A 13,137-nucleotide genomic window follows, 5' to 3' on the forward strand; every position below is an offset into this window, starting at 1 on the left:
CGTCTCGGCTTGTCTGTTCTACACAGAGTGCGGGTCAGTGGACCAGCTTTCAAATCAGAGACACAAATGTAGATGTATGGCTCATATACATGCCTCCTGTGGCATTCTGTCCATGAAGACCCCCCATGGACGACCTGGAGTGGACGGATGGCAGAGACCGAGTACGAGCTCGACGACGTGGATCGACGCATCGTCACCGAACTGAGCCGCGACGGCCGAATGTCCATGCGCGCCTTGGCCGAGGCAACCCACATCTCCCGTGCCCACGCCTACGTGCGCGTCGACCGCCTCCTCGACGAGGGCGTCATCGAGGGGTTCACCGCACGCATCGACTACGAGAAGGCCGGAGTCGGCGCATCCGCCTATGTGGCTCTGTCCATTCGGCAGGATTCGTGGCGTGCCGTGGCCGACGACCTGAGTACCTATCCGTTCGTCGAGCACGTCAGCTTGATGGGTGGTGATTTCGATGCGCTCGTTCTGGTCCGCGCTCCCGACACATCGGCGCTCCGACATTTGGTGCTCGACAAGTTGCAGGGACTGGACGGGATACTGTCGACCCGAACCTGGCTGATCTTCGACGAGGCGGTCGGCCCCGGCGCTCAATGGACCTCCGAGCCGAAAATCAACCAGCCGAAGAACGGGAGAACTCGATGAGCACGTCTGCTCACGACACGCCTACCACCGATGTACTGGTTGTCGGCGGCGGAATCGGGGGTGTCTCGCTCGGATACGAACTCGCGATCGATCACCGAGTCACCCTGCTCGAGCGCGAGGACACTCTGGCCTTCCATACCACCGGACGCTCGGCTGCTCTGTTTCTGGAAACCTACGGCAACAACACGATTCGCGCTCTCACGACGGCCAGCCGTGACTTCCTGGAGAATCCGCCGGAGCACTTTCGATCCGAACTGCTCGCCCCGCGCCCCCTGCTGCAGTTCGCGTCCACCGGACGAGGCGACGCAATCGAGGCGATGTACGCCGACGTCAGCCGATTGACACCCGACGCACAACTGGTCTCACCTACTGACGCGCGCACGTTCTTTCCGCCGCTGCGCCCCGAACTGATCGATTGCGCTCTGTACGAGCCGCATTCGATGGAAGTCGACGTGCATGCACTGCATCAGGGCTACGTGCGGGGACTCCGCGATCGAGGTGGGCGTGTCCACACCGGGACCGAGGTGAGGTCGCTGAGGCGCATCGACGGCCTGTGGCACGCGCACACCACCGACGGGTCTGTCCACACTGCTCCACTCGTCGTCGACGCCGCGGGCGCATGGGCGGATGTCCTCGGAGCGATGGCGGGTGCCGAGCCCATCGGACTCGTGCCGATGCGTCGTTCGGTGTTCATGGTGGCTGCACCGGACGGTCTCGATACCGCGCACCTGGCGACCTTGAGCGACATCGACGAGAAGTTCTACATCAAACCTGAAGGCGCACAACTGTTGTGCTCGCCTGCGGACGAGACGCCCACCGAGCCGAGCGATGCCCGCCCGGACGAGTTGGAGATCGCCCGGGCGTTCGACGACATTGCCGAGGCGACCACGTTGACCGCCCGGCACGTGCGGTCGTCCTGGGCCGGCTTGCGCAGCTTCGTGCCCGACCGAACGCCGGTCGTCGGATTCGATCCGAACATCGAGGGTTTCTTCTGGTGCGCCGGTCAGGGTGGGTACGGAATTCAGACGTGCGCGGCACTGGCCCGAGTGGGGGCTGCACTGCTTCGTCGAGAACCTCTGCCGGTCGATGTGACCGAGCGCGGACTACGGGCAGCCGACCTGGATCCGCAGCGCTTCCGGTGAGAGGCGCTGCGGGCCACGTGCACGAAAACTCGACCGGTACTACGAAGTTCCACGCACGACCAGCGGCTCAGCCGGAGACGACACGTCGCAGATCGTTCACCGTGGTTCGGTAGATGTCCACCAGGTCGGCGTCCTGCCCGCCGTCGACGCGCTCGGCCCAGTCGTCGAACGCGATTCGCATGGCCATCCCGGACCCCTCGACCAGCAGCCTTGCGTAAGAACGTGATTCGTGGCCACCGATCTTGGCGGCCACAGAATCGGTGACGCGGCACAGAGTCATGGCGTCGGCCGCGAATGCGGCGGCCCGCAGATGGTCGTCGCGACCGATCAACCGCCGGGTACGCAGGAGACGATCCCTCGCCTCGTAGGGTGCAGCGGAAAATCGTTCGACGGATCGCTCGTACAGTGCTTCGATCGCGGTGAGGGTGACGCCTTCCGGTGCCGTCGACGCCAGCCAGGCGTCGAAGTCGAGCTCGAACTCGGGAGCGAGGCCGAGAACGGATTCCTCCTTGGACGCAAAACTACGAAAGAACGTGCTCGGCGATACACCGGCCCGGCGTGCGATCTGGTCGACTGTCGTCGCAGCGCAGCCCTGTGTCTCGAACAGATCGAGCGCGGCACGGGTGATCTCGAGAAGGGTTTCGCGACGACGTCGCTCTCGCAGATCCGGTACTCGATCGCTCATCGTCCTCCGTTCATCGGTCACTCGCCCATTCCGCTGTCAACATACCAGTGATTTTCAAGTTGACAGTCACTGTCAGAATGGTTCAAGCTGTCTTGGTAAGAGTCAGCTCCACAATTAGCACCCATAACCCGAAAGTTCTCGCCACATGACCACATCTGACATCGACCGGAAACCCGACGCGCAACTCGCTCCGGGCAGCAAGTTACTGATCGGCATCCTTGTCATCGCGGCGTTCGTCATGATCCTCAACGAAACGATCATGAGCGTGGCGCTGCCCACCCTGATGGTCGACCTGAACATCTCAGCGACGACGGCGCAGTGGCTCACCACCGGATTTCTGCTGACGATGGCGGTCGTCATCCCCGTCACCGGCTTCCTGTTCCAGCGCTTCACTCTGCGTCAGGTGTTCGTAGCGGCCATGACGCTGTTCACCGTCGGCACTCTGCTCGCTGCTTCAGCGCCGGGCTTCGAGATGCTCCTGCTCGGACGCATCACCCAGGCCAGCGGCACGGCGATCATGTTGCCGCTGTTGATGACCACCGTCCTCACTGTGGTTCCAGCGCACAAGCGCGGCGCGATGATGGGTGTGATCTCCATCGTCATCGCTGTGGCACCCGCGATCGGTCCGACGATCTCGGGAGTCATCCTCGATTCGCTGGACTGGCGTTGGATGTTCTGGCTCGTACTTCCGATCGCACTCATCGCGTTCGCCATCGGAACCACTCTGGTGAAGAACGTGACCGAGACAAGTCGGCCGTCGTTCGATCCAGCCTCGGTCGTATTGTCCGCGTTGGCTTTCGGCGGCATCGTCTACGGCTTGAGCAGCCTCGGCCACTCGGCCGAGGAGTCCGTGGTGCCGGTATGGCTGCCGCTGATCGTCGGCATCGTCGCATTGGTGGTGTTCGTTCTCCGGCAGGTCTCGCGTCAGGAGCGGGGTGGCGCGTTGCTGGATATGCGTCCGTTCCGCACTCCCACCTTCAGTATCGGGCTCGGCATGATCGCGATTTCGATGATGGCCTTGTTCGGAGCACTGATCCTGCTACCGATGTATCTGCAGAACGTCCGCGGACTCGACACTCTCGACACCGGACTGATGCTGCTCCCCGGCGGACTGCTCATGGGGCTGCTCGCACCGTTCGTCGGGCGCATCTTCGATCGAATCGGGCCGCGTCCCTTGGTCATTCCCGGTGCAATGGTGGTGAGCGGCGCACTGTGGTCGATGACCGTGCTGGACGCGCAGACTGCATTGCCGCTCGTGATCGGTATCCACATGTTGCTCTCGGCGGGCCTGGCTCTCATCATGACGCCGCTCATGACCTCGTCGCTGGGATCGCTACCCACCCAGCTGTACTCGCACGGCAGTGCCATCTTCAGCACGGTTCAGCAGCTGGCCGGTGCTGCCGGTACCGCACTGTTCGTCACCGTGATGTCCAACACGGCGGCAGCCGAAATCGCCGACGGCGCAACCACTGCGAGTGGCTCGGAGGCCGGTATCCACACTGCCTTCCTCTACGGCGGGGCAGTATCACTGGTGGCAGTCGCCGCGTCGTTCTTCATCCGGGCACCGGCACGCAGCGACAGCGATGCGCCCATCCCCGCACAATCGGTTCACTAGGTCAACCGACGTCCATCATCCGCACGGCCGCAGCGACGATCTCGTCCTCCGACAGGAGGACGAGATCGGCCGCACCGCCGAGAGGGACGAACGAATTCGCGCTCGACACTCGGGTGATGGCACCGTCATAGCCACCCTCTACGAGAGCGGTCACGACGCCCTCCCCCACTCCCCCGTCGTGCCGGGTCTCGTCGGCGATCAGCACTCGATCGAAACGTGCAAGCCGGTGCAACAAATCCTCGGCCGGAAGGGGAACTATCCAACGTAGGTCCACGACCGTCACCGCAATCCCGCGTTCGCGCAACGTCGACGCCGCGCATCGGCTCATCACCACTCCGTTGCCGAACGTGACGATGGCCAGATCATCTCCGTCGAGATGGCTTGCGGCGGTGCCGAAATTAACCGATGCTTCGTCGATGCAGCGCAGTGCGCCGTCGCCGTCGAGCAGATCAGTGCGGTGATAGAGCGCAATGGGCTCCAGAAATACGCACACTCGCCCCTCCTCAACGGCCAGTGCCACACAGGTTCTCAGAAGACCGGCGGCCTCGGCCGCCGAACTCGGAACCGCAACCACGATGCCCGGAATGTCGCGTAGAACGGCGACCGCGTTGTCGTTGTGGAAGTGCCCACCGAAACCGCGTTGATACGCCAGACCGGCGACACGCACGACCATCCCGTTGGTGAACTGCGCATCCGAGAAGAACTTGAGCGACGCGGCCTCACCGCGCAATTGGTCCTCGGCATTGTGCAGGTACGCCAAATACTGTATCTCCGGTATCGGGACGAAGCCGGCGAGCGCAGCACCCAGGGCGGTGCCGAGCACCGTCTGCTCGTCGAGTAGCGTGTCGAAAACTCGTGCTGCGCCGAACTTCTTGCGCAAACCCTTCGTGACGCCGTAGACGCCACCTTTGACGGCCACGTCCTCGCCGAACACGAGCACGTCCGGTCGCGCCGTCATGATGTCGGTGAGGGTCCTATTGATCATGGCGGCGAGTGTCAGACGGTCCCCGACCACTGCAGGTCGAAGGCTCTGTTCGGTGGCGGTTACAGCAGTCGGTCGCCGATCGGTGAGCGGAGCCATCACGGCCTCTGCGGTCGACAGTCGCGTCGATTCGCCGGAGCGCAGGGAGTCGGCCGTCGCCTCGGCCTCGCTCATCACGGTCTCGCGCATCGTCTGGTAGCGGCCCTCGACGTCGGCGACGGTCAGGATCCCGGCGTCGACCAACGCACGAGCACTGGCCAGCAACGGATCTCGCTCGTAGTCACCGATGATGTCCGCACTCGAGCGGTAGGCGAGTTCGGCATCCGAGCCGGCGTGTCCCATCAGCCGCACCGTCTCGAGGTGGAGGACTACCGGACGCCGCCTCGCCCGTACCGTTGCAACCGCGTCGTCGACGGTGCGCATCAGTGCTACCGGATCGTCGCCGTCGGCCCGCACGTACTCGATGGACGCAAATCGGCTGAGCGACTGAGCGATCCATCCCCGCGGCGATCGGGTACTGATGCCGATCCCGTTGTCCTCGCAGACGAACAGGATCGGCATCGGAACGGACTGATGCGCACAGTAGGCAGCCGAATTGAGCGCACCCACCGTCGTCGAATGGTTGGCCGAAGCGTCACCGAAGCTGCACACCACAACGGCGTTCTCGGGCCATGGAGTTCGGTGACGCAGCGCCTTCGCCCGACCGAGCGCGAACGCCAGGCCGACCGCGCGCGGCACCTGGGACCCGATCGTCGACGTCTGCGGGACGATGCCCAGAGCCGGATGTCCGAACACCTTGTGGCGACCGCCGGACATGGGGTCGCGAGTCGAGGCGACCAGACTCGCCAGCACGTCCCGAATGGGGGTCGAATCCGAGTACTGTTGTGCACGTGCGGCATAGAAGCCACCGGAGCGGTAGTGCAGTAACGCCGGGTCGGTGACCTCGGTTGCTGCCCCGACGGCTGCGTTGGCTTCGTGGCCGGACGATCCGATGGTGTAGTAACCGAAGCCCTCGGATTGCAACCACCGGGCCGCGAAGTCGAGATGCCGGCTGGCGAGCTGCGCATCGAAGTACCGGAGCAGACGATCCGGGTCGGCGACGACGGACCCACCGGACCGGGCGGACCGAACCTGCTTCAGGAAGTACTCGTCGATCGCCTCGGCCACTCTCGCACCCTTGTCTCTGTCGAGCTGTCTCCAGCGAGCCGAGCTGCCTGCATCAGCTCAGGGCGATCATATCCATCGGACTACTGAGCAACCGACCGACGAGCGCAAGGAACTGCGATCCCTGCTGACCGTCGACGAGACGGTGATCGAACGACAGGGACAGCGTCGTCACCGAACGCAGAGCGATGGCACCCTCATGTTCCCACGGCATTCGGCGAATCGAACCGAAGCACAGGATGGCCGCTTCGCCGGGATTGAGAATGGGCGTCCCGGCGTCGACTCCGAACACGCCGACGTTGGTGATCGTGATCGTGCCGTCGGCGAGGTCGGCCGGACTGCTCTTACCTTCCTTCGCGGTACGCGTCAGATCTGCCAGTGCACGCGCGATGTCCACCAACGAGAGCTCGTGTGCGTCCTTGATGTTCGGCACCATCAGGCCGCGTGGAGTCGCCGCGGCGATGCCCAGGTTGACGTAGTGCTTGGTGACGATCTCCTGAGCCGCCTCGTCCCAGGACGAGTTGAGGGACGGATTCGATTTCAGGGCAACGAGAACTGCCTTGGACACCAGCGCCAGCGGTGTCAGGCGCACATCCGTGAAGTGGTCGGACGCTCGCAGCGAATCCAGCAGTTCCAGAGTCTCGGTGACGTCCACCGTGACGAACTCGGTGACGTGCGGGGCCGTGAACGCACTGCGCACCATCGCATCCGCCGTGTGCTTGCGCACGCCCTTGATCGGGGTGCGCTCTTCGCGGCCGCGCCTCTGAGGGACCTGCTCGGCGGCTGTGGGTTCGCCCTGCAGGTACGACTCGACGTCCTCGCGGGTGACGTCGCCGCGAGCTCCGGTCGCGGGTACCTCGGCAAGGTCGACGGCGTTGTCCTTGGCCATCTTTCGGACCGGCGGTGCGGCGAGCGGCTTTCCGTTCTGCCCGTTCGGTGACGCAGTGACCGGTGGTGTTCCCCGGCCTCCGCGTCGACTCGAGCCTTCCTTCGCCACGCCGTAGCCGACGAGAACCGGGACGCGTTCGTCACTGTCTTCGGCCGGGCTTGCTTCCTCCACACCTGGTACAGCTGTGTCATCTTCACTGTCGCCGCCGACTCGGATGTCGATGATCGGTACCCCGACCTCGACGGTGTCGCCCTCCGAGACATGCAGCGCGACAACCACCCCCGCGAACGGTGAGGGAAGTTCGACGGCGGCTTTGGCCGTTTCGACCTCGGCGATGTTCTGGTTCAACTCGATCGTGTCACCGACGGCGACGAGCCAGGTCAACAGGTCGGCCTCGGTGAGGCCCTCCCCGAGGTCGGGCAACGGAAAACTCTGGATGGTGGGCATCGTCGAATCCTGTTCGGTGTCTGTCGGCGGCAGCGAGCGGAAGGTCAGTGGGAGCGGCAGCGGTCGACCGCGTCGAGAATCCGGTCGACGTCGGGCAGATAGAACTTCTCGAGCTTCGACGCGGGGTACGGGGTCCCGAAGCCGCCGACGCGCAGTACCGGTGCCTCCAGGTTGTAGAAGCAGCGTTCGGAGATCCGTGCGGCGATCTCGGAGCCGATACCCATGAAGACCGGTGCCTCGTGTGTGACGACCAGACGTCCGGTCTTGCGCACCGAGGCTTCGATGGTTTCGAAGTCGATCGGGGAGAGCGAGCGCAGATCGACGACCTCGATGGAGATTCCCTCGTGGGCAGCAACTTCGGCGGCCTTGCGGGCGGTGGCGACAAGCGGGCCGTAAGCGATGAGGGTTACGTCCGTGCCCTCGGTGACCACCCGGGCCTGGTGCAGCGGGTACGACGCGTCGAGGTCGGTGGAGTCCAGGTCGATCGCGCTCTTCTCCCAGTATCGCCGCTTCGGCTCGAAGAACAACACGGGGTCGTCGCTGGCAATGGCCTGCTGGATCATCGAGTAACCATCCGCGGAATTGCTGCAGGTGACGACGCGAAGGCCCGCGGTCTGCGCGAAGTAGCCCTCGGGAGACTCCGAGTGATGTTCGACCGCACCGATTCCGCCGCCGTAGGGCACGCGAATCGTCATCGGAATCTTGACGTTGCCACTCGTTCGGTAGTGCAGTTTGGCGACCTGCGAGACGATCTGGTCGAAGGCCGGGTAGATGAAGCCGTCGAACTGGATCTCGCACACCGGCCGAAATCCCCGCATCGCGAGTCCGACTGCGGTGCCGACGATTCCCGATTCCGCCAGCGGCATGTCGAGTACTCGACCGGGTCCGAAGTCCTTCTGCAGTCCGTCGGTGACGCGGAAGACGCCGCCGAGCTTGCCGATGTCCTCACCCATCAGCAGGACTTTCGGGTCGTTCTCCATCGCTCGTCGCAGACCTGCATTGATGGCCTTGCCCAACGGAAGACTGGTGGGCCGTTCCAGGGTGGTCATGACGTAGCTCCTTCGAATCCGGCTTGGTACGAGGCGAATTGGGCCCGCTCATCGTCAAGGAGGGGGTGTGGATCGGCGTAGACGTTGTCGAACACCGACATCGCTTCCGGCTCGACGGTCTCGAGGCACCCACGGCGAAGTTCCGCAGCGACGTCGTCGGCGGTGCGCTTCACCGACGCGGCGAACGCGTCGTCGAACACGCCGATTCGCTTGAGCAGCTTCTCGATTCGGTCGATCGGATCCTTGGCGCGCCATTCGTCGTCGGTGGCACCGGAGCGGTATCGCGTCGGATCGTCGGACGTGGTGTGCGGGCCCATTCGGTAGGTGACGGCCTCGATGAGCGTCGGGCCGCTGCCCTCTCGGGCTCGAGCGAGGGCGGCTCTGGTCACGGCCAGGACGGCGAGAACGTCGTTGCCGTCGACACGTACCGACGGGATTCCGTATCCCTCGCCGCGGGCGGCGATCGTCGTCTTGGTCTGTACCGTCACCGGTTCGGAGATCGCCCACTGGTTGTTCTGACAGAAGAACACCACCGGCGCATGGAAACTGGCGGCGAAACCGAGTGCCTCGGAGATGTCGCCCTGGCTGGTTGCACCGTCACCGAAGTAGGTGATGGCCGCGCCTTCGGCTCCTTCGAGTTGCATGCCGATGGCGTATCCGGTTGCGTGCAAGCCCTGAGATCCGACGATGATCGCCGGCGTGGTCATGCGGTATTCGTACGGGTCCCAGCCGGACAGCGTCGATCCGCGCCAGAACCGGAGCATCTGGGTGGGGTCCACTCCGCGGCAGTAGGCGACGCCGTGCTCGCGGTAGCTCGCGAACACGAAGTCCTCGGAGTCGAGCGCACGAGCGGATCCCACCTGCGCCGCTTCCTGACCGAGCAACGGCGCCCACAGACCCAGTTCGCCCTGCCGCTGCAGCGCGGTGGCCTCGGCATCGATGCGCCGGACGACGACGAGATCGCGGTACATCTCCATCATCGCGGCCGTGTCGATATCGGCGACGAGAGGCGAGTAGGTCTCGTTCCGCACCACTGTTCCCGATTCTTTGATCAGCTGAACCAGCGAGTTGGTGTTCATGGTCCTGGCACTCTCCGTCCTGATGTGATGTCCTTCACAAGGACACCACCGACATCCAGAGTGCACAAGTGATGACTTCGAGACTGAGCAGCGTGCACAATATTGCGAGTCGACGGAGCTACAGGAAGTGCGCAATGACCGATTTGGACAAGACCGACGCCAAGCTTCTCCTCGCCCTCTGCTCGAAGCCTCGCGCCACCGGGGTCGAACTCGCCACGACACTGGGCTTGTCGCGCAACACCGTCCAGGCGCGTCTCGGTCGATGGGACGACAAGGGCTCACTCACCCCGATCGATCACCGCATCCCACCGAAGTCGCTGGGGCGACCCCTGCAGGCGTTCGTCACCGCACGGGTCAATCAGCACATGCTGGCCGCGGTCACCGAGAATCTCCGCACCATCCCCGAGGTACTCGAGGTGTTCGGACTGTCCGGAGCTGCAGATATGCACATCCGCATCGCCGCCGTCGACGCCGACGACCTGTATCGCATAGCCGGCTTGATTCTCGAGATACCCGGAGTCGAGCGCACCAACATGTCCATCGCCATGTCGGAATTGATCCAATACCGCACCAAGCCGTTGCTCGAACAGCTCGCCGAAGACGGCCGACGCTGAGCAGGCAGACCAGCTCTGCCAGACCGATTCGCTCGCCACCGTGCAAGATGCATGATCTCGGCAACGGCGGTTGACCAGCGTGCACGTTCACGGCAGCCTACGACGGACATGATCCCGGATACCACCCATTTCCGGTACCGCCGCCTCACCACCGAAAGAGACGCCTGTGTCCGTCGTTGCCGACCGCCCCGCCGCCGTGACCACCCCGCCCGACCACCTGCAGTCAGGTGTCTTCGATCGTTCCGACATGCCGCGCGACTCCGCGCACGAGCGTGTCGTGTTCTGCCAGGATCGCGACACCGGGCTGCGCGCGATCATCGCGGTGCATTCCACGACCCTGGGACCGGCGCTCGGTGGAACGCGCTTCTACCCCTACGCATCCGAGCAGGATGCGCTGACCGATGTACTGCGGCTCTCCCGCGGAATGACGTACAAGGCAGCCGTCGCGGGCGTCGATCTCGGCGGCGGAAAAGCCGTGATCCTCGGTGATCCCAACGCCATCAAGACCCCGACGCTGTTGAACGCATACGGTCGATTCGTCGAGTCCCTCGGCGGAACCTACGTCACCGCAGGCGATGTGGGCACCAACAGCAACGATCTCGACATCATCGCCGAAGAGACGGCGCACGTCGTCGGCAAGAACACCACCGCGGGCGGCACCGGAGACAGCGGTCCGCAGACCGCACTCGGAGTCTTCCTGTCACTCCGGGCGGCAGCCGAATCGGTCTGGGGCTCCGACGATCTGACCGGCAAGCGCGTCGGCGTCGAGGGGGCAGGCAAGGTGGGGTACAACCTCGTGGCCCTGCTTCGTGACGCCGATGCCGAGGTGATCGTCAGTGACTCCTACCCACCCGCCCTCGATCGCATCGCCCTGGATTTCCCCGGGGTCACCATCGGTTCCGACATCATCGGTGCGGATGTCGACGTCTACGCACCGTGCGCCATGGGCGCCACCCTCGACGCCTCCTCGGTAGCCCGATTGACGGCGTCCATCGTCTGCGGCGCGGCCAACAACCAGCTGCTCACACCCGACGTCGAAGCGATGCTGGCGGCGCGCGGAATCGTGTGGGTACCGGACTACGTCGCCAACGCCGGCGGCCTGATCCAGGTGGAAGGCGAACTGCGCGGCAAGGATTCGGCCCAGGTGATGGCCACGATCGGGAAGATCCGCGACACCGTCTCCGGCATCTTCGCCATCGCGCGTGCCGAGGGCATTCTGCTGGGAGCCGCAGCCGATCGTCTGGCCGAAGACCGGATCGCCGCCGCGCAGGGCTGAGAGCGGGCCGGCACGTGTCGCTCCACTCTGGGCCGTCGATCGGGGTTTTCCGCACGGACGGTCGCAGAGTGGAGCGCTACGTGCACCGGCTACTGCAGCGCGATGTACTTGGTCTCGAGGTATTCCTCGATGCCCTCCGACCCGCCTTCGCGCCCGAAGCCCGATTCCTTGACGCCACCGAACGGGGCAGCCGCGTCCGAGATCGCACCGCGATTGACCCCGACCATGCCGGTGTCCAGAGCCTCCGACACCCGGAGGGCGCGGTCGAGGTTCTCGGTGTAGAAGTACGCCACCAACCCGTAACGGGTGTCGTTGGCGGCCCCCACCGCCTCGTCCTCGGTGTCGAATCCGATCACGGCCGCGACGGGTCCGAAGATCTCGTCCTGCAACAGATTCGCATCCGCCGGGATACTGTCGAGAACCGTCGGCGTGTAGAAGAATCCAGGTCCGTCCGGCACCGTGCCGCCCGTGCGCACCCGAGCACCCTTCGCGACGGCATCGTCGACCAAGGCTGCGACCGTTCTACGCTGTTTGTCGTTGATGAGCGGCCCGATGTCGGTGCCCTCTCGGTCACCCGCACCGACCGTCAAGGCCTCGATTCGCGCCGTCAATTTCGTGGTGAATTCCTCCCGCACCGAGTTCGCGACATACAGGCGGTTGGCTGCCGTGCAGGCCTCGCCGCCGTTGCGCATCTTCGCGAGCATTGCCCCGTCCACGGCCGCGTCGATATCCGCGTCGTCGAACACGATGAAGGGGGCATTGCCACCGAGCTCCATCGACGTCCGCAGCAAACGGTCGGCTGCGCTGCGTACCAACAGCTTTCCGACTCCGGTCGATCCGGTGAACGTGACCTTCCTCAGTCTCGGGTCGTCCATCAGCGGTCCGGTGACCGCCGCAGCGTCGGAGGCCGGAAGTATCGAGAGCACCCCGCTGGGCAACCCCGCATCGGCGAACACCTGCCCGAGAAGGAGCATCGTGAGCGGAGTGTCCTCGGCCGGCTTGACGATGACGGTGCATCCGGCAGCCAGGGCGGGCCCGATCTTGCGCGTTCCCATGGCCAACGGAAAGTTCCACGGGGTGATGGCCAGCACCGGGCCGACGGGCATCTTGGTCACCAGAATTCGGCCGTTGCCTGCCGGCGCAGGGGTGTACCGTCCGCCGATCCGAACGGCTTCCTCGCTGAACCAGCGTAGGAATTCGCCGCCGTAGTTCACTTCACCGCGGCTCTCCGCCAACGACTTCCCCATTTCGAGGGTCATCAACAAAGCGAAATCGGCGGCGCGCGCCTGCAGCAGGTCGAAGGCACGCCGCAGAATCTCCGCCCGCTCCCGGGCCGGAGTTGCCGCCCACGCTCCCTGTGCCGCAGCCGCCAGATCGAGCGCGGTGATCCCGTCGGCCGCCGTGGCGTCGGCGACGGTGGTCAACTCCTCGCCGGTCGCCGGGTTCAGTACCGAGAATCGGGCACCCGACGCCGACGGAGACTGGGCTCCGCCGAGCCAGAGATCGGTGGGCAGCGAGGCGATCAAATCCTGAGCCGACAT

Annotated in this window: 11 protein-coding genes; 5 read left to right on the forward strand and 6 right to left on the reverse strand. The window is 64.6% G+C overall.

Features of this window, described 5'->3' with window-relative positions; genetic code table 11:
• Positions 1-147: 147 nt before the first annotated feature.
• Both ASG84_RS04100 and ASG84_RS04105 read left to right on the forward strand, forming a co-directional pair.
• Positions 148-654, forward strand: coding sequence for an Lrp/AsnC family transcriptional regulator (locus ASG84_RS04100; protein ID WP_057475730.1), 507 nt, complete (start codon positions 148-150; stop codon positions 652-654).
• A complete protein-coding gene (locus ASG84_RS04105) occupies positions 651-1,796 on the forward strand; it encodes an NAD(P)/FAD-dependent oxidoreductase (RefSeq protein WP_057475731.1) in 1,146 nt (381 codons plus the stop codon). Before ASG84_RS04100 ends, ASG84_RS04105 begins: the two co-directional genes overlap by 4 nt.
• Positions 1,797-1,863: 67 nt before the next feature.
• Here ASG84_RS04105 and ASG84_RS04110 read toward each other — a convergent pair whose 3' ends face one another.
• Complete coding sequence (locus ASG84_RS04110) at positions 1,864-2,481, reverse strand: TetR/AcrR family transcriptional regulator (protein WP_057475732.1); 618 nt, start codon at positions 2,479-2,481, stop codon at positions 1,864-1,866.
• A gap of 145 nt (positions 2,482-2,626) precedes the next feature.
• Here ASG84_RS04110 and ASG84_RS04115 point away from each other — a divergent pair, with 145 nt between their 5' ends.
• Entirely contained in the window at positions 2,627-4,096 is a 1,470-nt protein-coding gene (locus ASG84_RS04115; protein ID WP_057475733.1) for an MDR family MFS transporter, read from the forward strand.
• Between the two features lies 1 nt (position 4,097).
• Here ASG84_RS04115 and ASG84_RS04120 read toward each other — a convergent pair whose 3' ends face one another.
• From ASG84_RS04120 to pdhA, 4 genes are read right to left on the reverse strand one after another with little or no spacing between them, the layout of a single operon-like run.
• The gene (locus tag ASG84_RS04120; RefSeq protein ID WP_057475734.1) at positions 4,098-6,245 is read right to left on the reverse strand and encodes a thiamine pyrophosphate-dependent enzyme; all 2,148 of its coding nucleotides are present in this window, start codon (positions 6,243-6,245) and stop codon (positions 4,098-4,100) included.
• Between the two features lie 52 nt (positions 6,246-6,297).
• Positions 6,298-7,578, reverse strand: coding sequence for a dihydrolipoamide acetyltransferase family protein (locus ASG84_RS04125; protein WP_057475735.1), 1,281 nt, complete (start codon positions 7,576-7,578; stop codon positions 6,298-6,300).
• A 44-nt stretch (positions 7,579-7,622) separates the two neighbouring features.
• Positions 7,623-8,627 carry an alpha-ketoacid dehydrogenase subunit beta gene (locus ASG84_RS04130; protein WP_057475736.1) on the reverse strand — a complete coding sequence of 335 codons (1,005 nt, stop codon included), beginning with the start codon at positions 8,625-8,627 and terminating at the stop codon, positions 7,623-7,625.
• Positions 8,624-9,706, reverse strand: coding sequence for a pyruvate dehydrogenase (acetyl-transferring) E1 component subunit alpha (gene pdhA, locus ASG84_RS04135; RefSeq protein WP_057475737.1), 1,083 nt, complete (start codon positions 9,704-9,706; stop codon positions 8,624-8,626). The genes ASG84_RS04130 and pdhA overlap by 4 nt, the downstream gene beginning before the upstream one ends.
• Before the next feature lie 134 nt (positions 9,707-9,840).
• On the opposite strand from pdhA, the gene ASG84_RS04140 reads away from it, so the two are divergent.
• Positions 9,841-10,320: an Lrp/AsnC family transcriptional regulator gene (locus tag ASG84_RS04140; protein WP_032376573.1), complete on the forward strand. Its 480-nt coding sequence runs from the start codon at positions 9,841-9,843 to the stop codon at positions 10,318-10,320.
• A gap of 166 nt (positions 10,321-10,486) precedes the next feature.
• On the forward strand, positions 10,487-11,596 hold the full coding sequence (locus ASG84_RS04145; protein WP_057475738.1) for a Glu/Leu/Phe/Val family dehydrogenase: 1,110 nt from the start codon (positions 10,487-10,489) through the stop codon (positions 11,594-11,596).
• Positions 11,597-11,685: 89 nt separating this feature from the next.
• Here ASG84_RS04145 and ASG84_RS04150 read toward each other — a convergent pair whose 3' ends face one another.
• Positions 11,686-13,137 carry an NAD-dependent succinate-semialdehyde dehydrogenase gene (locus ASG84_RS04150; protein ID WP_057475739.1) on the reverse strand — a complete coding sequence of 484 codons (1,452 nt, stop codon included), beginning with the start codon at positions 13,135-13,137 and terminating at the stop codon, positions 11,686-11,688.

Source organism: Rhodococcus sp. Leaf278, assembly GCF_001426085.1.
In the GTDB taxonomy this organism is placed as follows: Bacteria; Actinomycetota; Actinomycetes; order Mycobacteriales; family Mycobacteriaceae; genus Rhodococcoides.